We start from the raw sequence: 21,912 nt of genomic DNA on the forward strand, positions 1-21,912 counted from the left end.
CAGCCAGCTCTCCGAGATCATCGCCGTAGAGAGCGCCGACACCTTCCAGCGGCCGATCTACGCCGGCAACGCCATCGCCACGGTCAAGAGCGACGACCCGCTCAAGGTGATCAGCGTGCGCACCACCGCTTTCGACGCCGTCAGTACCACCGGTAGCGCCGCCATCGAAACCGTCGATCATGTCGCCGACAACGCCCAGTCGCGCTTCGTCACGGAAGCGCTTGCGCAGTCCGACCGTCCCGAGCTGGGCGGTGCCAAGATCGTCATCTCCGGCGGCCGCGGCATGGGCAACGGCGACAACTTCAAGCTGCTCGACGGCATCGCCGACAAGCTGGGGGCAGCGATTGGCGCCTCCAGGGCGGCGGTGGACGCCGGCTTCGTGCCCAACGACATGCAGGTCGGCCAGACCGGCAAGATCGTCGCGCCGGACCTGTATATCGCGGTGGGCATCTCGGGTGCCATCCAGCACCTGGCGGGGATGAAGGACTCCAAGGTGATCGTGGCGATCAACAAGGACGAGGAGGCGCCGATCTTCCAGGTTGCGGATTACGGTCTCGTTGGCGATTTGTTCGAGGTCCTGCCCGAGCTGGAGAGCAAGCTGTAACCACGGACGCTTCAAGCCTCACCTGACAACGCCTCGCCCCGTGCGGGGCGTTGTCGTGTCTGGGGTCGCAGCCACGAAAAAGCCCCACCGTGGCGGCGGGGCGAAAGCGAGTCGAAACGTCAGCAAGCTTGGCGCGATCAGAACTCGTAGCTGGCCGAGAGCCACAGGCTGCGGCCGTCGAGGTAGATACCGTCGGTAGAACGACCGGTCTGAGTGAAGCGGTAGGCTTGATAGGTTTCGCCTTCGTGATCGTAGGCGTCGGCCTTGCCGAAATCCTTATCGAGCAGGTTGTAGACGGTGCCGGTCAGGCGCACGTTATCGGCGGCCTGGTAGGAGGCGCGCAGGTTGAACAGCGCATAGCCGTCCAGCTTGTTGCCGACCTGCTCATAGAGCGCCAGGTTCTGGCCCGAGTCCGGCAGGCCGCCTGGAAAACGCTCACGTGAGGCGTAGTACTCGCCCTCCAGGGTGGTGGTCAAGCGCTCGTTGACGTCCCAGGTGAGGCTAGTGGTGAGCTTGTGCTTGGGCGTGTTGCTGAGCACCAGGCCTTGGCTCTCACCGGAGGTGATCTCGGTATCGGTGTAGGTGTAGCCGCCGCTCAGCGACCAGGCCGGGGCAAACTGATAGCGGGTTGAAAGCTCGAGCCCCTGGGTGCGCGCCTCATCGACATTGATCTGCTGGGAGTATTCGCCGTCCGGCACGCCGGGCCGGCCGCTGATGAAGGTCGGCTCGGTACTCGCGATCTTGTCATCGAACTGGTTGTAGAACAGGGTGGCATTGACCGAGAAGCCGTCGAGACTGTCGTACAGGGCGCCAACTTCGTAGTTGGTGCTTTTTTCAGGCTGGAGGTCGGGGGAGCCAATGGTTAGGGTGTCTCCCTGACCCGTCACGCCATTGATGCCTGGGTGCAGATCATTGAGCGAAGGCGTCCTATACCCCCTGCTGATGCCACCTTTTAGCGTCCAGTGGTCGGTGGTGTTCCAGACCAGATAGCCGCGCGGGCTGACATTGCCACCGAAGGCGTCGTGATGCTCGTAGCGCCCGCCAAGGGTCAGCGCCAGGTCGTTGCGAAGCCACCACTCGTCCTCGACGAACAGTGCCCAACTGGTTTGATCGAAATCCTCAGTGGCCAGGCCGTCGGTGAGCTCGGCCTCGTGCCACTGGCCGCCAAGCGTCACCATATGTTCGCCGAGGGGCATGACGAACTTGCTGTCGAGAATGGTCGAGGTGGTTTCCAGCGTGCGATCGTCCCCCACCACGATGGCGGGAAAGCCCTCATAGGGCTGGCCGATCTCATCGCCCGGAATGGTCCGACCCAATGTTTCGGTGGTGCTGCGTGTGAGGCTCGATTCCAGGGTGCCGGCGGTGAAGCGTCCGCGATGACCGATGGCGACCTGATCGCGCTGGAAGCGCAATTCGTCACCATAGCCGGATGCCGTTCCGGGATCCGGGTTGCCGCTGCGGTCGGTGCCGTCGCGGGTACCCAGCCGGTTGTCGTCGTTGGAGTACACCTGGCGCGAGCGTTCCAGATCGAGCCATAGCGCGTTGGTGTCGTCCGGGGTCAGGGTCAGACGACCGCCCAGCGAGGTGATGCGCCCCTCGCTGGGCCTTGGGTCGCGACCGCTACCGTCCTCGATCAGACGCTCCGAGCTATCACGATCGAACAGCCGACCACGTAGCTGCAGGCCGAGTGTGTCCTCGATCAGCGGCCCCGAGGTATACAGATTGAGGGTCTGGCTGTTTCCTGCGCTGCGGTCCTGCTGGAAGGTGCTGTCGACCGACAGGTTGCCGGTCCAGCTGTCGCTGACCTGACGCGTAATGATATTGATGACCCCGCCCATGGCGTCGGAGCCGTAGAGCGTCGACATCGGTCCACGGATGACCTCGATACGCTCGATGCTCGACAGCGGTGGCATAAAGCTGGTGCTGGTCTCACCAAATCCGTTGGGAGTGACGTCGCCGGCGGCGTTCTGGCGGCGACCGTCGACCAGGATCAAGGTATAGGCACTGGGCATGCCGCGGATGCCGATGTTCAGGCCGCCAGTCTTGCCGGTACCGCTGCGTACATCGACACCGGGCACATCGGCGATGGCCTCGGCGACGTTGGAGAAGCGCTTGCGTTCGAGTTCCTCGCGGGTCACCACCGATATGCTTGCCGGTGCGTCGGCTAGTGCCTGTTCGAAGCCTGCGGCGGTGACCACGATATTGTCGAGGCGCGGCGTATCGTCGGCGACAGCCGTCAGGGAAGCGCTGGCCGCGGCAATCGCGACAGCCAGGGCGCGTCGAGACGCGTGGGTCATGAGTTCACCTTTGAATGATGCTGATTATTGAATGATATTAATTATCAAGTGCGGGTGAATTCTATCGATAGCCAACGATGAGAGGGAAGGGGAAGAGGGGAAACGACATGTTGCTCAGGATGCAACACTGAAGGTCGAGTCGGCGTTGGCGCGCCACTCCGGCGGGAGATGCCGGCGCAGGAAGGTGAGCATGGCGCTGACCTTGCCGGCCTGATGGCCGTGGGCGTAGAGCAGGTTGACTGGCAAGGTGGGGAGCTGCCAGTCGGGCAGGCAGGCCTCGAGCTCACCGGGGTGGGCGCGTTCACGGCGCTCTGCGAGCCAGCATGGCATGATGCCGAGCCCCTGCCCGCGGGCAATGGCGTCGGCCTGAAGCATGGGCTGGTCGAGCCGCAGGCGAGAACGCGGCGGCTGGAACAGAAATTGGGCGCCATTGTCTTGACGCAGCAGTAGGCCGCCTGCGGCATCGCCGAGCAGGTCAATCCAGTGGTGGTCGAGCAGTTCGTCGGGCTGCTGCGGCCGACCGTGGCGTGCCAGATAGTCTGGATGGGCGTATATGCCGCGATGCAGCAGCGTCAGCTGCTCGCAGCGCAAGGTCTCGTCAATCACCGCGCCCAGGGTAACGTGAATGGCGCTGCTGTCTGCGCTGGCGTGAAAGCGCTCGTGGGTCTTCAGCGTCACGTCGACGCGTCGATGGCGCTCCATAAAGGCATGCAGCACCTGGGTCATCCAGGGGCGTGCCAAGGCAGCGTGCACATCGATCACCAGCTCGCCGCTGATCTCGTGATGCAGCGCTTCGAGAGCCGCCTGGCTCTGCTGTGCCAGCTCCAGCATGCGCAGGCAGTAGCCATGGAATAGCGCGCCAGCCTCGGTGGGTAGCAGGCGGTTGGATTGACGCCGCAGTAGCGGGTAGCCGAGACGTGCCTCGAGCTGGCTGATACGTCGGCTCAAGGTTGATTTCGATAGACCTAGCCGAGTGGCACTGCGGGTCAGGTTGCCGGATTGCATGACCGCATCGAAGGCGGTCAGTTCATCGAGGTCGTGCATAGCAATTGCATCCAGGAGGTTCCTCGGTCTGACGGGCAGCACCAGTATGCCATGAGTGTCGGGAATAATATAAATGATTACATTTACTATTGGTGTGTGAGACGCGTTGCTGAATACGAAACATGGCGTTGCATGCCAGGTTGATGCGCTGGTTTATGAGAATCATTATTATCAGTGGTCCTCATAATCTTTCGCCATCTACCTAGGAGATGCTGGATGTCCTTGTCCCTGCTGTCGCGCCGGCCGCTAATGGCTCTGATGATGGCGCTGCTGACCACGGCTGCCCATGCGCATAGCGTCGAAACCGCCCATGGACCGGTCGAGGTCGACGTCGACCCGCAGCGGGTGGTAACGCTTCATGAAGGGGCGCTGGATACCGCCCTGGCCGCCGGCGTCACGCCGCTGGGCGCGGTGACCACCCGCGGCGGAGACGGTGTGGCGCGCTACCTCGACGGCTATCTGGACGAAATTGCCATCGTTGGGGTGGTGCGCGAGATCAATATCGAGGCGGTGTTGAGCCAGCAGCCGGATCTGATCCTGGCATCGCCGCAGCTCAGTGATGAACAGTATGCGCTGCTGTCGCGTATCGCACCGACCGTGGTACCACCGGCCCAGGGATTTGTCCGCGAGGCATGGAAGGAGGATGCACGACTCTATGCTCGAGCGCTGGGTCGTGAAGATCGGGTGGACGAGGCCATCGCCGACGTCGAGCGGCGCGCTGCCGACATGGCCCAGGCCATCGAGGAGCGTGGGGTCGATACCGGCGCGACGCTGGTGCGCTGGATGCCCCAGGGGCCACTGGTGATGTCGTCGCAGCTGTTCAGTACCGGCATCCTGGCGGCGGCCGGTCTCGAGGTTCACGACGGCGGTCTGGTGCCGGAACACGCCGGCCATAGTGACCCGCTGAGTCTGGAGAACCTGTCGCGCATCGATGATGACTGGCTGTTCCTGGCGACGCTTAACGAGGACGGTGAGGAAGCCCTTGCCAGTGCGCGTCGATCTCCGGCCTTCGAGCGCCTCGACGTGGTGCAGCGCGAGCGGGTGGTGAGCGTCGACGGCCAGCTATGGAGCAGCGCCCAAGGGCCGTTGGCGGCCCAGGCCATTCTCGACGATCTCGAGCGCGTGCTGCTGCCGTGAAACACGTCGCGCTCGTGGCGTCATCACCGCGGCTGGCCGTGACCGGGTGGGGGCTGGCGCTGCTGCTGTTGGGCGTGATGCTGCTCAGCGTGCTGCTGGGGGCGGGGGAGGTCGGCCCGGTACGGGCGTTGGCGGTACTGGCCGGTGGCGGGGATGCGGAATCACGCTTCGTGGTCGGCTCGCTGCGCCTGCCGCGCACCCTGATCGCTGTTGCCGTAGGCGTGTCGCTGGGCGTGGCCGGGGCCCTGCTGCAGGCCGTGACGCGTAACCCGCTGGCCGAGCCGGGCCTGCTGGGTGTCAGCGCTGGCAGCGCCTTTGCCGTGGCAATAGCGTTGCTGCTGGGCGCCAGTGCCACGACCCTGCGCGTCTCGGCGGCCCAGTTGGGCGCCCTTGCCGGCTGCCTGTGCGTGCTCAGCGTGACCCGGCTGCGCGGGGTGGGCAGCGATCCCGTGCGGCTGGTGCTGGCCGGCGCAGCGTTCTCGGGATTGTTGGCATCGCTGACCGCTCTGCTGCTGCTGTTCGATCAGCGTGCCGCCGACGAGATTCGCTTCTGGGTAATTGGCAGCCTGTCGGGGCGGCGCCTAGAGGACCTGCTGGCCGTGCTGCCCGGCCTGGCGCTGGCTGCGGTGATCGTACTGGGGGTTGCACGCCCGCTGGCGGCCCTGTCGCTGGGCGAGCGGGTGGCCTCGGGGTTGGGGCATCGCCCGGGCCGGGTACGGCTGCTGGTCATCGTGGCGGTGGCGCTGCTGGTCGGGGCGGCCACGGCGATTGCAGGCCCTATCGCTTTCGTGGGGCTGGTGGTGCCGTTTGCGGCGCGTGCGCTGGTAGGGCCCGATATCCGCCGGGTGCTGTGGCTGTGCCTGCCGCTGGGGCCACTGATGGTGATCTCTGCGGACATCCTCTCGCGACTGCTGGTGGCGCCTTCGGAAATGCCCTTGGGGGTGCTTACCGCACTATGCGGTGCTCCCGTGCTGGTGGCGGTCGTGCGGGCCAGACGCCTGCCAACCCTGTAATCGCGGAGCCTTGACGTTGATGTCGTTATTTCCTGCCGCACGTGATGGGGTGACCCCCAAGGGTTCACCGCTCGTTGATCTGCCCTCCCCGGGCGGCTACTGGCGGCTGGCCTGGCGTTGGCCGAGCGGCGGCGAGGCGAGCCTGCTGTTCAGCCGGCGTAGCGCGCTGGCCCATTTTGGCCTGCTGCTGGCCTTGCTCGCCGCCAGCGCTGTCTATCTGGCACTGGGTAGCGTCCATCTGGCGCCCCAGGCGCTGGGGGCCGTGCTGCTCGGCGAGGGGGACGCCGTGGCTCGCTTCATGGTGGTCGAGCTGCGCCTGCCGCGGCTGGTGGCCGCCTGCCTGACCGGTGCGGCGTTCGCGGTGGCGGGCTGCCTGATGCAGACCCTGGCCCGCAATCGCTTGGCCACGCCGGGCATCATCGGGATCGACAATGGGGCCACGGCGTTTGCGGTGGCCTCGGTAGTGGGGCTTGGCGTATCGCTGGCGCCGCCAGCGATGGCGTTGGTGGGAGCAGCGACCGCCGCCGCCATCACCTTTGGGCTGACCGCCGGCGGTGGCAGCCGCGGCTATCGCTTTATCGTCGCCGGTATCGGGGTTGGGGCGGTATTCGGTGCCATCACTCAGCTGCTGCTGGCACGGGTCGATATGGACACCGCCAATGCCGCTTACCCCTGGACGGTGGGGACCCTCAATGCGCGCCCACCGGGGGCGCTGCTGGTACTTGCCATGGGGCTGGCGGTGGGACTGGTCATGGCGCTGAGGCTATCCCGCGCGCTGTCGTTGATGCGGTTCAGCGACGCCATCGCCCAAGGGTTGGGGTCGATGGTCGGGCGGCGACGCTGGCAGGTACTGGCGGTGGCGGTACTGCTCACCGGGCTGGCGGTTGCCGTGGCCGGGCCGGTCGGCATGGTGGGCCTGATCGGCCCGGAGGTGGCCCGTTCGCTAGCCTGCCGGCGCGGCGTGCCGATCATCGCCTCGGCGCTGGCAGGGGCCCTGGTAATGGTCCTGGCCGACCTGGTGGGGCGAGTGCTGCTAGCACCCGTCGAACTGCCGGTCGGCATCGTCACGGCGGTGGTCGGCGGACCCTGGTTGCTTTGGATCTTACTATGCCCTCAAAGGAGTCTGGCATGAGTGAAGTGGCTGAGAGCAGCGCGCTGGAGGCGCGCCGACTCGACCTGGCCCACGGTCAGCGGCGTGTGATCGAGGGCTTGGACCTGCGTCTGCCCCCGGGCCAGGTCACGGCTATCGTCGGGCCCAACGGCTGCGGCAAGTCGACCCTGCTGGCTGGCTTGGCGCGGCTCCACGCGCCTGGCGGCGGCTGTGTGCTGCTTGATGGCACGGATATCCAGCGACTGCCGGCGCGTGAGCTGGCGCGCCGCCTGGCGCTGCTGCCGCAGGAGGCCGTTGCTCCCGAGGGGCTGACGGTGCGGGATCTTATTCGCTTCGGTCGCCAGCCTCATCAGGGTTTCTTGCGCCAGTGGTCATGGGAGGATCATCGGGCCGTCGAGGCGGCACTGGCGGCGGCGGACCTGCAAGCGTTGGCCGAGCGGCCGCTGGAGGCACTGTCTGGCGGACAGCGGCAGCGCGCCTGGATCGCCATGAGCATCGCCCAGCAGACGCCGCTGCTGCTGCTCGATGAGCCGACCTCGGCGCTCGATCTGGGGCATCAGTTGGAGGTCTTCGAGTTGGTGCGGGGTCTTGCCGCCGAAGGGCGTACCCTGGCGATGGTGCTGCACGACCTGGCCAGTGCCTGCCGCTATGCCGACCACCTGGTGGCGATGCGCGCCGGTCGCATCGTCGCCCAGGGGGTGCCCCGCGAGGTGGTCACCCGCGAACTGGTCGCCGAGCTATACGATATCGACTGCACGTTACTGCATGACCCGGCCACCGGCACGCCGCTACTCACTGATCTGCGCCGCTTTTCATAGCGATGTGGAAGGGTTCGTCCTGTGATGAGATACTCCCTTGATAATGAAAGTCATTGTCATTCGCGCTCAGGATGGTACCCTGCATGGCGATACCTTCTATTCGAACGGGAGACAACGGTGCGTGGTAAAGGCTTAGACTATCTTCGCCCAGGCGCTGCGCTAGGCGTCCTGCTGTTGGCCGCAACGGCCAACGCTGCCTCGCTGACGTCGGAGGCGGGAGACGCTCAGCGTCAGCAGGCTGAACTTCAGGCTCAGATCGACGCTGCGGATGACGAAAGTCGCGCGATGCTCGCCGAGCTGCGAGAACGCGAAAGCGAAACGCGGCGGCTTGAGCAGGAGAATGCGCGCCTTGTCCCCCATCTGGTCGAGCAGGCGGAGCAGCTGCGCCGTCGTGAAGCGGCACTGGATACGCTGGATGCGACGCGACAGGCGCTGCCTTCCTTGCAGGCGAGTCTGGTGGCGCGGTTGGATACCTGGGTCGAGGACGACCTACCGTTCATGCAAGAACAGCGGCGTGCCCGAGTGGCCAGCCTGGAGAGGGCGCTTGGTGATCCCGACCTCGATGATGCCGAACGGATGGAGAGGATCCTCGATGTCTGGCGCCTTGAGCTGGCCTATGGGATGGAGATGGATGCCTGGCGCGACCATCTGGTCGTGGCAGATGATTCTCGGCCGACGCGGCGTGAAGTGGACTATCTGCGCCTGGGGCGTATAGGGCTTTATTACCTCACGCCGGATGGACGTGAGGGGGGGGCTTGGTTGGCGGAAGAGGCTGACTGGGCGCCACTCGATGACCAGCAGCGTCGAGAGGTGCGCAAGGGCTTGCGCATGGCACGTGACCAGCGCGCCCCTGAGCTGTTGCAGCTACCGGTCTCTCAGCCCCTCGAACGTGAGAATGGTCCACTGTCAGGGGAGGGTGGCGCATGAGTACGCTCAGGCTAATGGCGGTCGTGATGCTGGGCCTACTGTTCAGCGTTAGCGCACTGGCGCAGGGCGATCCCGAGACGCTGAGCAGCCTGCGCGCCGAGCGCGAGGCGGCCGAGGCGCGCGATCGGGTGCGCCTGGGTGAACTGCTCGATGATCGCCAAGCCCTCGAGGCGGAGTTGGAGCAGAGCCGGGAAGCACATCGCGCGGCTCAGGAGCGCCATGCGGCGCTGAGCGATCAGCGCGAGATCCAGGCCCAGCAACGTGCCGAGCTCGACGCGCGGCAGCAAGAGCAGGGCAGTGACCTGGCTGCGATCCTCGACCTGGTTTCGCGTCACACGGGAGAATTGCGTGATGCACTCAGCGACAGCTGGGTGGCCCTTGGCGAGGAGAAGCTTCCCGAACGGTTGGACAATGTTGCCGTGCTCGAGCTGGGCCACCTGGAAGACTTTGCCGACACGTTGCTGGCCCTGACGCAAGAGACCGGGCGTGTGGTGCAATTCGAGGCGCCGGTGGCCGGCGCGGACGGCGAGATAGTGCCGCGTAATGTGGTACGCCTGGGCGACTTTGCGGCCTTTACCGATGCTGCGTTACTGCGCCGCGGCGTTGGGGATGCCGGTCTAGCGGTGGTCGAGCGCACGCCGCGTGGCGTGGCCGAGGGTCTGGCCGAATTTCATGCCGGTGAGCGCCGTGACGTCGCCCTGGATCCGACCCATGGCGAGGTCATCGCGGCACTCGCCCAGCGCCCCACGCTGCTGGAACGCTTCCATCAAGGCGGTGTGGTTGGCTACGTGGTGGTCGCCCTGGGTGGCTTCGGCCTGCTGGTGGGACTGTTGCAGTATGGCTATCTGTTGCGCGTTACGTTGACCATGCGCCGCCAGCTTTCCCAGCTGTCTCAACTGCGCAGTGACAACCCGTTGGGCAGGGTGCTGCAGCGCTTTCGTGAGCTGCAAGCCAACCAGGTCCCCGAGGCGCTGGAAGCGCGGCTCGATGAGGCGGTGCTGGCCGAGCTGCCGCGGCTGGAGCGCGGCCAGCCACTGGTCAAGCTGCTGGCGGCCATCGCGCCCCTGCTGGGCTTGCTGGGTACCGTGACGGGGATGATCGTGACCTTCCAGGCGATCACCGTTTACGGCACCGGTGACCCTCAGCTGATGGCAGGTGGCATCAGCCAGGCGCTGGTAACCACGGTATTGGGCCTGGTGACTGCCGTGCCGCTGCTGTTCATGCATACGGCGCTGTCCGGTCGCAGCCGACATCTGACCGGTGTCGTCGAAGGCCAGGCCAGCGCGGCGCTGGCGCGGCACCTCGAGGCGGGCTCGCCGCAGGATGTGTCGGCATCACAGGAGCGCAGGTCGCATGATTCCGCGCTGGCTTGAGCCGCTGGAGCGGCTGGTCGAGTCAGGCGGTGTGGTACTGGTCGTCATCGCCGTCGTGGCCATGCTGCTGTTCACCCTGTCGCTGGAGCGCTGGTGGTATTTTCGCGTGACCTATCGCCACCATCGTCGACAGCTTATCGAGCGCTGGATGCAGCGCAGTGACCACCTTAGCTGGAGCGCCCGCACGCTTCGTGAGACCTGGACGCGCGAACTGATCGCGCGGCTACGCCGCCCACTGCCGTGGCTCAAGCTGCTGGTCGCTCTGTGTCCCCTGCTGGGGCTGCTGGGCACCGTGACAGGGATGATCGCGGTATTCGATAGTCTGGCGCTTAGCGGCAGCGGTCAGGCACGCTCGATGGCGGACGGCGTGGCGCGTGCCACGCTGCCGACCTTGACCGGCATGGCGGTGGCGGTGGTCGGCCTGCTTTTCACCAGTCGTTTGGAACACATCATCCGGCGCGAAGACCAGCGGCTACATGACCGTCTGGCGCGTGCCGTGGAGGAATCCCATGCGTAGGCGCCGAATGACGGCCGACAGCGGCGAGGCCAGTGAAGTCAACCTGACGCCGATGCTCGATGTGGTCTTCATCATGCTGATCTTCTTTATCGTGACCACCAGTTTCATTCGCGAGAGCGGCGTAGAGATCGAGCGCCCCGAGTCGAGTTCGGCGACGCCCCAGCCGGAGGCGCAGGTGATGGTTGCCATCACCCCGGAAGGGGCGGTGTGGGTGGATGGCCAGGCCATCGATCTGCATCGCGTCGGCGAGGCAGTGGCCGCCCTGGTCAGCGATGATGGCAGCGTGGTGATCCAAGCGGATCGCCAAGCGGCGACCGGCATCCTGATTGAGGTCATGGACAGCATCCGCAGTACCGGGGTCGAGCAGGTGGCGGTGGCAGCCAGCCGGAGCGGGTCATGACGCGAGTGCCCGTATCGGCGCTTGGCGGCATCGTGCTGGCATTGGCGCTGTTCTGGCTGCTGGCGCTGCTGGTGGCGCCCCCCGAGGCCGAGGTCGAAATGCTCGACACTACGCTGGCGATGACCATGGTGGAGGCACCGGAGGTGGCCCAGGAGGAGGCGGCCGAGCCAGCGGCGCAGGCACCACCTCCGCCGCCTGCCGCGGTGCCGCCACCCGCCCCCGAGCTACCGCCCCAGGAGAGTCCCATCGCGCTGCCGGATCCGGAGCCGCTGCCGGAGGACGACGTGCCGCTTGAACTGGATGAGACGCTGCCCGAGATGAGTGAGGTAACGCCCGAGCCGCCTCCACCCGAGCCGGAACCTCAGCCGGAACCTCAGCCGGAACCGCAGCCCGAGCCGTCTCCCGTGCCCGAGTCGACACAGCCTTCTGAGATGGCGCAGGAGACCACCGCGACCAGCCAGAGCGATGTCCAGGCGGACAGCCAGGCGCCGGTGGACGTCGGCCAAGTCTCGCCGACCAGTCGAGTGCCGCCGGAGTATCCTTCGCGGGCACAGCGGCGAGGATTGGAGGGCTTCGTCGAGCTGCGTTTCGTGATTCGGCCGGATGGCAGCGTGGATCCGTCTTCCGTCCAGGTCACTAGCGCGCAGCCGCGTAATGTCTTCGACCGCGCCGCGATAGAGGCGGTGCAGCACTGGCAGTTCGAGCCTGCCGGGGGGCTGCGGCGGGCCCAGCAACGTCTCGAATTTCAGTTGAGGTGAGTGATGCGCCTTAAACGTCACTTGGTGGGTCTCGTTTGTGTCTGGCTGGTCGCCACGCCACTGACAGTGCTGGCCGAGCCGCCGTTGCCGGGGGAGTTCATAAGCGATCTCGAGCGTTTGCAGCAGCAGCTTCAGCAGGGCGCGGCCAATGAGGTGCTGCAGCGCGCCGAGTCGCAGTCACGGCGGCTGGCGGGCGGCAATGCCGCTGACCGCTGGGCCAGCGCGCTGTATCTGCAACTGGCGGCACACGCCGCTGCCAGGCTGGAGCGCTTTGCCGAGGCCGCCGACTATCTCGAGCAAGCCAGAAGCAGCGGCGAGGCGTCATCGAGCCAGCGAGATCGCTGGCAGTATCAGGAGGTCGGCCTGCGGCTGTCGGCTGGCCAGCGCGAGCAGGGCGCCGAGCTGCTGGGCGACTGGCTGGCGCGACATTCGGGAGAGGGCGACGACTACTGGCGCATGGCCAGGACCCTGGCAGAGCTCGAGCGCTGGGGCGATGCCCTCGAATGGGTATCCCGAGCCACGTCCGAGGCCGAGTCTCTTACGCCAAGCCAGCGCCGTCTTGCCATCGGCGTCTATCAGCGCAGCGGCGCCGAGGATCAGGCGTTGGCACTGCTCGATGGCGAGCTGGACGTCAACTCTCCCGCCCAGGAGTGGCGCCGCGCCGCGGCGCTGGCGCAGCAGGCAGGGCTCGATGAGCAAGCGGCGGTATTCTGGGATACCGCCTGGCGCCTGGGGGTGTTTTCCGCTGATGAAGATCTATCGACCCTGGTGCGCCTGCATATGGCGGCTGGCACGCCTGCACGAGGCGCCGAGCTGCTGCAGGCTGCTCTGGAGGCGGGCGAGGTGGCAGACAGTCTGGCGCATCGCCGTCTACTGGCTCAGGCCTGGCAGGCGGCGCGAGACCGCCAGGCGGCACTGGCGGCATGGCAGCAACTGGCCGAGCGTAGCGGTGAGGCCGACGACTGGCTACGGTTGGGGCAGCTGGCCTATGAGTGGGGGCGGGCGGAGGCTGCCAGGGCGGCCTGGCAGCGCGCCGCCTCACTGGGTGTCGAGCAGGCCGAGGCGTGGCTCACCGGCCTGGATCAGTCACCGCTCTCAGAGTGATAGCTCGGTCCACACCGGGGCGTGGTCAGAGGGCTTGTGTATGCCACGCAGGTCGTAGTCGATACCGGCGTCGACCACCTGCTCGGCCAGCGGCGCGGTGACCAGGATGTGGTCGATGCGCAGGCCGCGCTTGGGGTCTCGCTCGAAGCCCCGCGAGCGGTAGTCGAACCAGCTGAAGCGATCGTCGACTTCAGGGTAACGCAGCCGGTAGCTGTCGCGCAGGCCCCAGCCCTTGACGCGTCCTAGCCATTCGCGCTCGATAGGCTGAAAGCTGGTCTTGCCGTCGCGTAGCCAGCGCTTGCGATTGGCCTCGCCGATGCCGATGTCGATATCTTCCGGTGAGATATTGAAGTCACCCATCACCGCCAGGTGCTGCTCGGGACGATGATCCTCTTCGAGAAGACGCGACAGCTGGGCGTAGAAGCGCTGCTTGTGCGGGAATTTGGTGGGGTGCTCGACGTTCTCGCCCTGGGGAAAGTAGCCGTTCCAGACCGTGAGCGGCTCGCCGCCTGCCACGCCCAGCCGCACGCCGATCATGCGCCGCTGGGCGTCGTCTTCATCGTCGGGAAACCCGTAGTAGACCGCCTCGGGTTCATCGCGGCATAGCATTGCCACGCCATAATGGCCCTTCTGGCCGTGACAATAGACCCGATAGCCCATCGCCTCGACGGCCTCGCGGGGAAACTCGCTGTCCTGTACCTTGGTTTCCTGCAGGCCGATCAGCGCCGGGCGGTGCGTCTCGATCAGCGCCTCCAACTGATGCAGGCGGGCGCGGATGCCGTTGATATTGAACGAGACCAGGCGCATTAGTCGTCGCTCCTCGGTCCAGGCTCGGGATGTACCTCGATGGTCGGGGCCTGCTGCTGGCGCGCCAGCTTGCGGGCGGCCTGCAGCTTGCGCTGCTGGCGCTTCTTCTCGGTGAAGCGGCGCGACGAGGTGACCTGATCGGGGTTCTCGTGACGCCATTTCTTGAAATCCTTGCGCTTGCCGGTGCGTAGCGTCACCTTGTCGGCCAGCGAGCGGGTCTTCTTCCTGCGTGTCATGACGCCTGACCTCCTGTTGCATGTGGCGCCATTCTAGCAGGCGCGGCGTGTGCCACACAGCCGGGGGCGCCCTCGTCGTCAATGGCTGCTACAATAGGTCGCCTGAAAACGTCCAGGTAGGTTTGGACTGGCATCACATCCACAGATATTACGGACAGAATCACAGCCTATGAGCGAGTCGGAAAAGACCACCGCACCGGCCCAGAACCGCAAGCCCAAGCGTCGTCGCCGCAAGCCGCGCAAGTCGCAATCCAACTGGGATCTGCGTCAGTTCCAGGTCCCGCCGGTGGCGGGAAAGTGGCGCTTCCACGACTTCGATCTGCCGCTGCCGCTGATGCGCGCGATTCATGCCCTGGGCTTCGAATATTGCACGCCGATCCAGGCCGAAGCGCTGGCCCAGACCCTGCTCGGTGGCGATATCGTCGGCAAGGCGCAGACCGGCACCGGCAAGACCGCGGCCTTCTTGATGTCGATCCTGGCCTACTTCCTGGAGGAAGAGGCGCCCAATGCCCAGAAACCCGGTGCACCGCGGGCGTTGATCGTCGCGCCGACACGTGAACTGGCGCTGCAGATCGAGAAGGATGCCAAGGCACTGGCGCGTTTCACTCAGCTCAATGTTGCCAGTGTGGTCGGTGGGATGGACTACCAGAAGCAGCGCGACAATCTGGGCAAGAACCTGGATATCCTGGTGGCCACGCCGGGCCGGCTGCTCGATTTTCACGAAAAGCGCGACGTTGATCTGACCCAGGTAGAGGTGCTGGTGCTCGACGAGGCCGATCGCATGCTGTCGATGGGGTTCATTCCCGACGTCAAGCGCATCATCCGGCATACGCCCAAGAAGGAGGAGCGCCAGACCTTCCTGTTCTCGGCGACCTTCACCGACGACATTCTCAACCTGGCCAGCCAGTGGACCGAGAATCCGGCCCACGTCGAGATCGAGGTCACGGTGGAGAACGCCGCTGACATCGACCAGCGCGTCTACATGGTCGGCGACGATGACAAGCAGCGCCTGCTGATCAATCTGCTCAAGCAGGAGAGCTTCGAGCGGGTGATGGTGTTCGGCAACCGCCGCGATCTGGTGCGCAAGCTCGACGAGCTGCTCAGGAAGGCCGACGTCAATGTGGCGATGCTCTCCGGCGATGTGCCTCAGGCCCAACGCATCAAGACCCTCGAGCGGTTCCGCGAGGGCGAGGTGCAGGTGCTGGTGGCCACCGACGTGGCCGGGCGCGGCATCCATATCGACGACGTCAGCCACGTGATCAACTACACCCTGCCGGAGGACCCGGAAGACTACGTGCACCGTATCGGTCGCACCGGTCGCGCCGGCGCCAAGGGGGTATCGATCAGCTTCGTCGGCGAAGAGGACGCCTTCTCGCTGCCCGAGATCGAGCGCTATATCAACGACAAGTTGCCCTGTGAACACCCCCCTGAAGGTCTGCTGTAGGGGCGCCCCCCCATGCTCGATGAGGCCCTGAAGGGCGATATCCAGACCGCCTACCGCCGCGTGCTCGAGGGCCTCGAGCTGACGCCGCGCTACGGTCAGCGGCTGATGATCGCCGAGATCGCTCGCACGCTGGCGGGTATCGAGGCCGACGACAGCGGCAAGCGGACCAGCGACGAGCACGTCTGCGTACTGGAGGCGGGTACCGGCACCGGCAAGACCCTGGCCTATCTATTGGCCGCCTTGCCGGTGGCCCAGGCACGCGGCAAGCGACTGGTGATTTCCACCGCCACGGTGGCACTGCAGGAGCAGGTGCTGCATCAGGATCTGCCGGCGCTCAAGGCGCACAGCGGACTGAGCTTCGACTATGCCCTGGCCAAGGGGCGCGGTCGCTACCTGTGCGTGGCCAATCTCGAGAAGGCCCTCGACGGCGCCGAGGAAAACCCGACCCTGTCGATGTTCGAACAGGCCATCGAATCGCGTGACGGCGACGACTTCCATGCCCTGGTCAAGGAGCTGGCCGAGGCCTACGGTAGTGGGCGATGGGCCGGCGACCGCGACAGCTGGCCGGTGACCATCGCCGATCCCCACTGGCGTCGCTTGACCACCGACCACCGGCAGTGCACCAATCGCCGCTGCGGTCACTTCAACGCCTGCGCCTTCTTTCGCGCCCGCCGTTACCTCGACAGCGCCGATATCATTGTCGCCAACCACGACCTGGTGCTGGCCGACCTGTCGCTGGGCGGCGGCATGGTGCTGCCCAAGCCTGCCGACTGCATCTACGTCTTCGACGAGGGGCACCACTTGCCGGACAAGGCGGTAGAGCACTTCACTCACCGCTTTGCCGTCAACGGCGCGCTGCGCTGGTTGCGGACGCTGAAGAAATCGCTCACCGAACTGAATGCGGCGCTTGCCGTTCAGCCCACGCTGGCGCGGCTGTTGGCCGGGTTTCCCGAGGCCATCGCAGCCATCGAGCCGCGGCTGGGCGAGGTGATGGCGCTGGGCCACCAACTCGCCGAGTTGCCCCAGGGCAGCGGCGGGGAGAGCCGCCATCACCGCTTCGAGATGGGGCGCGCGCCGGGGCCGCTGCGCGAGCAGGCCAGCGCCCTGGTGGTGGTGTTCGCCAGCCTGGCGCGCAACCTCGAGAGCATGGCCGATATCCTGCGCGAGAGCCTCGATCCGGACAAGCACACCGGCCTCCCCAAGGAGCAGGCCGAGCCCTGGCTGCCGCTGATCGCGCTGCTGCACGGTCGCGCCCTGGAGGCGCATGCACTGTGGCTGGCGTTCAGCGAAGAGGACGATCCGGCCGAGCCGCCGAGGGCGCGCTGGCTGACCTTCGAGCCGGTGGCCGGCGAGCCGGAGCTGATCTATTCGGCAAGCCCGGTGTCCGCCGCCCACACCCTGGCGAGGACGCTATGGGGCAGCTGCTATGGTGCGGTGGTGACCTCGGCCACGCTGACGGCGCTGGGGCGCTTCGAGCGGCTGCAGGAGCGTGCGGGGTTGGCCAATCGCTACCGTTACCAGCGCTTGCCGAGCCCCTTCGACTACTCGCGGGCAGTGCTCAGCGTGCCCCGCGAGGCGGTCGACCCCAGCAATCGCGATGCCCATGAGCGGGCCATCGTCGATTTCATCGAGGGCTTGGACAGCCGTGAGGCAGTGCTGATGCTGTTTTCGTCGCGGGCGCAGCTGCGAGCGGTGGAGAAAGCGCTACCCAAGACGCTGGCCGAGCGGGTGCTGGCCCAGGACCGCTTGCCCAAGCGCGAGTTGATCGAGCGCCATCGGGCGCGGATTGATGCGGCGCAAGGCAGTATCATCTTCGGCCTGGCAAGCTTCGCCGAGGGTATCGACCTGCCCGGCGACTATCTGACCCACGTGGTGATCACCCGGCTGCCGTTCTCGGTGCCCGATGACCCGGTAGGTGCGACGCTGGCCGAGTGGATCGAAAGCCGCGGCGGCAACCCCTTCATGCGCATCAGCGTTCCCGACGCCTCGATCAAGCTGGTGCAGGCGTGCGGGCGACTGATCCGCAAGGAGCAGGACAGCGGTCGCATCACGCTACTCGATCGCCGGGTATTGACGCGTCGCTATGGCCGCGCACTGCTCGATGCGCTACCGCCCTTCAGTCGCGAAATCGACGGCGTGGCGTCGCTGCCCTGAACGTCTGCGTTGCCACTAACGTACTGCGCCCGCCAGATGGCGGGCGCAGTACGTGCAAGGGGCCACTCAGGCGGCTTGGGTGCGCGCCGCCAGCACGGGCTTGAGCTTGTCGTTCATCGCCGTGAAGGCTTCGACGGTGGCGTCCCAGTCGATGCAGGCATCGGTGATCGAAACGCCGTATTTGAGCTGACTGCGATCATCGGGGATCTTCTGGTTGCCCCAGCCGATATGCGACTCGACCATCAGGCCGATGATCGAGCGGTTGCCCTCGAGGATCTGGTTGGTGACGTTCTCCATCACCAGCGGCTGTAGGGCCGGGTCCTTGTTGGAGTTGGCATGCGAGCAGTCGACCATGATGTTGGGCTTGACGCCGGCGCGGGTCAGTTCCTGCTCGGCCAGCGCAACGCTGACACTGTCGTAGTTGGGCTTGCCGTTACCGCCACGCAGCACCACGTGGCCGTAGGCGTTGCCGCGGGTGCGAATGATAGCGACCTGACCGGCCTGGTCGATACCCAGGAAGTTGTGCGGGTGAGCCACCGATTGCAGGGCGTTGACCGCGACATCGAGGCTGCCGTCGGTGCCGTTCTTGAACCCCACCGGGCATGACAGGCCCGAGGCCATCTCGCGATGGGTCTGAGATTCGGTGGTGCGTGCGCCGATCGCCGACCAGCTGATGCAGTCCTGAAGGTACTGCGGTGAGATCGGGTCGAGCGCCTCGGTGGCCAACGGCAGCCCCATCTCGGCCAATTCCACCAGCAGTCTGCGGGAGATATGCAGTCCCTCTTCGATCTCGAACGAGCCGTTGAGGTGGGGGTCATTGATCAGTCCCTTCCAGCCCACCGTGGTGCGAGGCTTCTCGAAGTAGACGCGCATCACGATGTACAGGCTATCCTTGACCTGGTCGGCCAGTCGGCGCAGGCGGCGGGCGTAATCCAGCGCGGCGTCGACGTCATGGATGGAGCAGGGGCCAACGACGACCAGCAGGCGCGGGTCATCACCGTCGAGAATACGCTGAATGGTGTTACGCCCTTCGATGACGGTGCGTTCAGCATCTTCGGTCAGGGGGATTTCCTGCTTCAGTGCATCGGGGGTGATCAAGACGTCCTGAGCGAGGACGTTAAGGTTGTTGACCTGCTGTTGTGACATGCCGCTACCTGTGACGTGATTCGCGCGTGAAAAAAGGGAAGAGTCGTACCACTACTATCGCCCGGCGAGGCCTGAAAAATCAACGCCGGCATGGAACTCCCGCGGGTCGATCCGGTCACAGCGGGTCGTTGAGGTCGACAGACCCTGCTTGATGGAATGCCAATAAACAGGAACACTTACGGGTAACCATCACATTATTGCCTGACAGGGCCCAGGTTGACGCCATGACTACCAGATTCGCTTATGTTGCCGCTGTGCTGGCACTGCCTGCTACGCCCACCGCAATACTCTCCCGGTCGGGGAGGGGTTGAATGGGCACGAGGGAAACCGATCAGCAACTCGTCGAGCGTGCCCAGCAGGGGGATAATCGGGCCTTCGACCTGCTGGTAAAGAAATATCAGCACAAGATCATCGGTCTGATCGGACGCTATGTTCACGACCATGCCGAAGTGCATGACGTGGCCCAGGAGGCGTTCATCAAGGCTTACCGTGCGCTGGGCAAGTTTCGCGCCGAGAGCGCCTTTTATACTTGGATGTATCGCATCGCCATCAATACGGCCAAGAACCATTTGGTGTCGCGCGGGCGGCGTCCCCCGGGAAGTGATCTCGATATCGTTGATGCCGAGATCGTCGATCACAGTGGTCGACTCTCCGATACGGAAACGCCCGAGGCGGCGATTGCGCGCGACCAGTTGGAGGCTGCCGTGTTCGAGGCCATCGAGAAGCTGCCTGAGGATCTGCGCACTGCAATCACCCTGCGCGAGCTCGATGGACTTTCTTATGAAGACATTGCCAACATCATGAACTGTCCGGTGGGTACAGTGCGCTCGCGGATCTTTCGCGCTCGCGAAGCAGTGGATAAGCATATCCAGCCGCTGGTCACTACGGCGCGTACCCAGGACATGATCCATGAGTGAGATTTTCGCGTTCGCCGCTGAACTGTTGGCGCCCGATGACGTCACAAGGGTGGTCGCCGCTGGCGCTCCCTGGAAACAGTGTCGTAACGGGACAGCGGCTTCGCCAATGGCAGCGAGGAAAGACGGGTACTGGCATGATCGCTGTCGCATGGCTACAAGATTCTACGGACTAATGGGCTAGAGCCCTGTCGAGGATGAGGGTGTAAGTAATGAATCAACATGCACGAGAGTCGTTGTCTGCTCTAATGGATGATGAGGGTGATGAGCTCGAGCTGCGTCGCGTACTCAAGTCGCTTGAAGGACAGAGCGATGATGCAGACGCTTGGCGTCGCTATCATCTTGCCCGTAGCCTCATGCAGCGCGACCGTGATGTCGATGTCAGCACCGATCTCTCGGCCGGCATCATGGCCAGGATCGCCGAAGAGCCGCTGCCCGCACTCGAGAAGCCGTTGGCGCGCAAGCGTAGCGGCTTGTCGTTTACCGGTAGCGCGGCGATTGCCGCTGCCGTATCGCTGATGGTGATTACCGGGGTGCAGGTGTATCACGGCAGCGATGCGGGGGGGACGGCGAGCCAGCCAACCCTGGCCGGTGGCAGCGGCGCCGAAGGTGCTGCCCAGGCGGTGCCCGCCACCGCCAGTAATGCATCGCGTCCGTCACTGGTCGACCTGCCGATGTTTCAATCCCCTGCACAGGGCAGCAGTAGTGGCGTGATGACCGTTGGTGCTGCTGCGGAGATGCCGATGTTCATGTCCCCCAGCTCACGGCAGTCCCAACGTGGCGACCCGGAACAGGCTCAGTTACTGCAGTCCTATCTCGACCGTCACGCCGAAGGCGCAGCCTATCGCAGTGGCGATGCCTGGATGCCGCTGCTGCGCGCCTCGGGACTCGAGACCCTGGGCCAGCGCTAAATGAGGGCAGGGATGACCGCGTATTTTCGTCATCCGCTGCGCGCGTCGCAGCATAAGCAGCCACCATCTTTCCTTCGCCGCTGTGGCCCGCTTTTGGCCGCGGCGGTGTTCGTGTTGACAGGGCTGTCCGGGCCTGTTGCGGCTGACGTGCCCTCTGGCCAGGAAGGACTCTCTGCCGCCTGGGACAGTGAAGCCGGCTTCGATTGCACCGTGCTGGATGGTGTGGCAGCCCCGGACTCGCCGGAGGGATGGTTCGAGTTCAGTCTGTGGGCCAACCATTGCTATGTGTTTCACGCCAGGGCAGTGCGGATCAGCAGTGATGGCGTGAGATCCCTGGCGCTATCCCATGAAGTGGAAGATGGCGTCGAGCGTGAGGTGGCGCACTTCCTCGATGGCCCGCCGCTGGTCTTCGAGCGCCGTGGCCGTATCGGTCGCGGTGGCTGGGCCGAAGAGGGCAGCGATGTGCCGGCGTCGCCCACTGCCATCATGACCCACCTCAGCGATCACTACCGTCTGCGGCTCGATGGCGAGGAGCGTATTGCCGGCCGCCATGCCGTGCGGCTGGACATCGAGCCGCTGGATAGCATGCGCTACGGGCATCGAGTATGGCTGGATCGCGCCACGGCGCTGCCACTCAAGCAGCTGTTGTTGGATGACAACGGCCGCGTGCTCGAGACCTTCCAGATTACCGACCTCGAGCGCGCCTATCTTTACGATGGCCACGTGCGCCTCGACGAGCTGCGCCAGGCGCCGCCCGATCCCTGGACGCCAGGCTGGCTGCCGCCGGGCTATGCGCCGCAGCCGGTTTCGACCCGCAGCAGCGTGCATGATGATGCCGTGGGGCATCGCTTGTTCAGCGATGGCTTGTCGAGCCTGAGCCTGTTTGTCGAGCCGCTCGATGCCGATGGTCAGGCACTCTCGCCGGGCATGCACCGTTTGGGGATCTCCTATGCAGCGGTGCGTCACGATGACGTCGGCGGTCAGCCCATGCAGATCGTGGCCCTGGGTGAGCTGCCGCCGCAGGTGCTGCTGCGGATCGTCGAGCATATCGAGTGGCAGCCCGAGCGCTTGGCGGTCGACGCCGAGGATGCCGCGCAGGAGTCGACGCCATGATGCCGCGCAGCGTCCGCTCGCAGATCTTGTTACTCCCCGGCGCAGCGCCGTGCCAGGTGCTGCGTTCATTATCCCCGCACTGAG

Annotated in this window: 21 protein-coding genes; 16 read left to right on the forward strand and 5 right to left on the reverse strand. The window is 65.3% G+C overall.

Annotation, left to right across the window (positions count from 1 at the left end; genetic code table 11):
• Positions 1-604: electron transfer flavoprotein subunit alpha/FixB family protein (locus tag BLT16_RS17180; RefSeq protein WP_218124386.1), on the forward strand; the 604-nt coding region annotated here is incomplete at its 5' end.
• A 137-nt stretch (positions 605-741) separates the two neighbouring features.
• Here the strand turns inward: BLT16_RS17180 and BLT16_RS17185 are convergent.
• Positions 742-2,901, reverse strand: coding sequence for a TonB-dependent receptor domain-containing protein (locus tag BLT16_RS17185; protein WP_089659773.1), 2,160 nt, complete (start codon positions 2,899-2,901; stop codon positions 742-744).
• A gap of 114 nt (positions 2,902-3,015) precedes the next feature.
• Entirely contained in the window at positions 3,016-3,945 is a 930-nt protein-coding gene (locus BLT16_RS17190) for a LysR family transcriptional regulator (protein WP_089659775.1), read from the reverse strand.
• 216 nt (positions 3,946-4,161) lie between these two features.
• Between BLT16_RS17190 and BLT16_RS17195 the strand changes: the two genes are divergently transcribed.
• The 10 genes from BLT16_RS17195 (at position 4,162) to BLT16_RS17240 (ending at position 13,103) form a co-directional block, all read left to right on the forward strand.
• Positions 4,162-5,082 (forward strand): ABC transporter substrate-binding protein, encoded by a 921-nt coding sequence (locus tag BLT16_RS17195; protein WP_089659777.1) that lies wholly within the window; start codon positions 4,162-4,164, stop codon positions 5,080-5,082.
• 53 nt (positions 5,083-5,135) lie between these two features.
• The gene (locus tag BLT16_RS17200; RefSeq protein ID WP_281243321.1) at positions 5,136-6,095 is read left to right on the forward strand and encodes a FecCD family ABC transporter permease; all 960 of its coding nucleotides are present in this window, start codon (positions 5,136-5,138) and stop codon (positions 6,093-6,095) included.
• 19 nt (positions 6,096-6,114) lie between these two features.
• A complete protein-coding gene (locus tag BLT16_RS17205; protein WP_089659782.1) occupies positions 6,115-7,227 on the forward strand; it encodes a FecCD family ABC transporter permease in 1,113 nt (370 codons plus the stop codon).
• Entirely contained in the window at positions 7,224-8,024 is an 801-nt protein-coding gene (locus BLT16_RS17210; RefSeq protein ID WP_089659784.1) for an ABC transporter ATP-binding protein, read from the forward strand. The genes BLT16_RS17205 and BLT16_RS17210 overlap by 4 nt, the downstream gene beginning before the upstream one ends.
• A 117-nt stretch (positions 8,025-8,141) precedes the next feature.
• Positions 8,142-8,951 carry a DUF3450 domain-containing protein gene (locus BLT16_RS17215; protein ID WP_245701742.1) on the forward strand — a complete coding sequence of 270 codons (810 nt, stop codon included), beginning with the start codon at positions 8,142-8,144 and terminating at the stop codon, positions 8,949-8,951.
• Positions 8,948-10,324, forward strand: coding sequence for a MotA/TolQ/ExbB proton channel family protein (locus BLT16_RS17220; RefSeq protein ID WP_089659786.1), 1,377 nt, complete (start codon positions 8,948-8,950; stop codon positions 10,322-10,324). Before BLT16_RS17215 ends, BLT16_RS17220 begins: the two co-directional genes overlap by 4 nt.
• Positions 10,305-10,841 carry a MotA/TolQ/ExbB proton channel family protein gene (locus BLT16_RS17225; protein ID WP_089659788.1) on the forward strand — a complete coding sequence of 179 codons (537 nt, stop codon included), beginning with the start codon at positions 10,305-10,307 and terminating at the stop codon, positions 10,839-10,841. The genes BLT16_RS17220 and BLT16_RS17225 overlap by 20 nt, the downstream gene beginning before the upstream one ends.
• Entirely contained in the window at positions 10,834-11,241 is a 408-nt protein-coding gene (locus tag BLT16_RS17230; protein ID WP_089659790.1) for an ExbD/TolR family protein, read from the forward strand. Before BLT16_RS17225 ends, BLT16_RS17230 begins: the two co-directional genes overlap by 8 nt.
• Positions 11,238-11,999 (forward strand): energy transducer TonB, encoded by a 762-nt coding sequence (locus BLT16_RS17235; RefSeq protein ID WP_089659792.1) that lies wholly within the window; start codon positions 11,238-11,240, stop codon positions 11,997-11,999. Before BLT16_RS17230 ends, BLT16_RS17235 begins: the two co-directional genes overlap by 4 nt.
• A 3-nt stretch (positions 12,000-12,002) precedes the next feature.
• Entirely contained in the window at positions 12,003-13,103 is a 1,101-nt protein-coding gene (locus tag BLT16_RS17240) for a tetratricopeptide repeat protein (RefSeq protein ID WP_089659794.1), read from the forward strand.
• Here BLT16_RS17240 and xthA read toward each other — a convergent pair.
• Together xthA and BLT16_RS17250 are read right to left on the reverse strand one after the other, a co-directional pair.
• Complete coding sequence (xthA, locus tag BLT16_RS17245) at positions 13,095-13,910, reverse strand: exodeoxyribonuclease III (RefSeq protein WP_089659796.1); 816 nt, start codon at positions 13,908-13,910, stop codon at positions 13,095-13,097. The genes BLT16_RS17240 and xthA overlap by 9 nt on opposite strands.
• Complete coding sequence (locus BLT16_RS17250; protein WP_089659798.1) at positions 13,910-14,146, reverse strand: hypothetical protein; 237 nt, start codon at positions 14,144-14,146, stop codon at positions 13,910-13,912. Before BLT16_RS17250 ends, xthA begins: the two co-directional genes overlap by 1 nt.
• A gap of 169 nt (positions 14,147-14,315) precedes the next feature.
• On the opposite strand from BLT16_RS17250, the gene rhlB reads away from it, so the two are divergent.
• Together rhlB and dinG are read left to right on the forward strand one after the other, a co-directional pair.
• A complete protein-coding gene (rhlB, locus tag BLT16_RS17255) occupies positions 14,316-15,590 on the forward strand; it encodes an ATP-dependent RNA helicase RhlB (protein ID WP_089659800.1) in 1,275 nt (424 codons plus the stop codon).
• 12 nt (positions 15,591-15,602) lie between these two features.
• Entirely contained in the window at positions 15,603-17,744 is a 2,142-nt protein-coding gene (gene dinG / locus BLT16_RS17260) for an ATP-dependent DNA helicase DinG (RefSeq protein WP_089659802.1), read from the forward strand.
• Positions 17,745-17,810: 66 nt separating this feature from the next.
• On the opposite strand, the gene BLT16_RS17265 is transcribed toward dinG, so the two are convergent.
• Positions 17,811-18,890 carry a 3-deoxy-7-phosphoheptulonate synthase gene (locus BLT16_RS17265; RefSeq protein ID WP_089659804.1) on the reverse strand — a complete coding sequence of 360 codons (1,080 nt, stop codon included), beginning with the start codon at positions 18,888-18,890 and terminating at the stop codon, positions 17,811-17,813.
• A gap of 311 nt (positions 18,891-19,201) precedes the next feature.
• Here BLT16_RS17265 and rpoE point away from each other — a divergent pair, with 311 nt between their 5' ends.
• From rpoE to BLT16_RS17280, 3 genes are all read left to right on the forward strand, one after another.
• Positions 19,202-19,807, forward strand: coding sequence for an RNA polymerase sigma factor RpoE (gene rpoE / locus BLT16_RS17270; protein WP_089659806.1), 606 nt, complete (start codon positions 19,202-19,204; stop codon positions 19,805-19,807).
• Positions 19,808-20,040: 233 nt separating this feature from the next.
• Positions 20,041-20,715, forward strand: a complete 675-nt coding sequence (locus BLT16_RS17275; RefSeq protein ID WP_340148268.1) for a sigma-E factor negative regulatory protein — start codon at positions 20,041-20,043, stop codon at positions 20,713-20,715.
• 12 nt (positions 20,716-20,727) lie between these two features.
• The gene (locus tag BLT16_RS17280) at positions 20,728-21,828 is read left to right on the forward strand and encodes a MucB/RseB C-terminal domain-containing protein (protein ID WP_089659810.1); all 1,101 of its coding nucleotides are present in this window, start codon (positions 20,728-20,730) and stop codon (positions 21,826-21,828) included.
• Positions 21,829-21,912: the final 84 nt, after the last annotated feature.

Origin of the sequence: Franzmannia pantelleriensis (assembly GCF_900102875.1) — a bacterium.
Taxonomy (GTDB): domain Bacteria; phylum Pseudomonadota; class Gammaproteobacteria; order Pseudomonadales; family Halomonadaceae; genus Franzmannia; species Franzmannia pantelleriensis.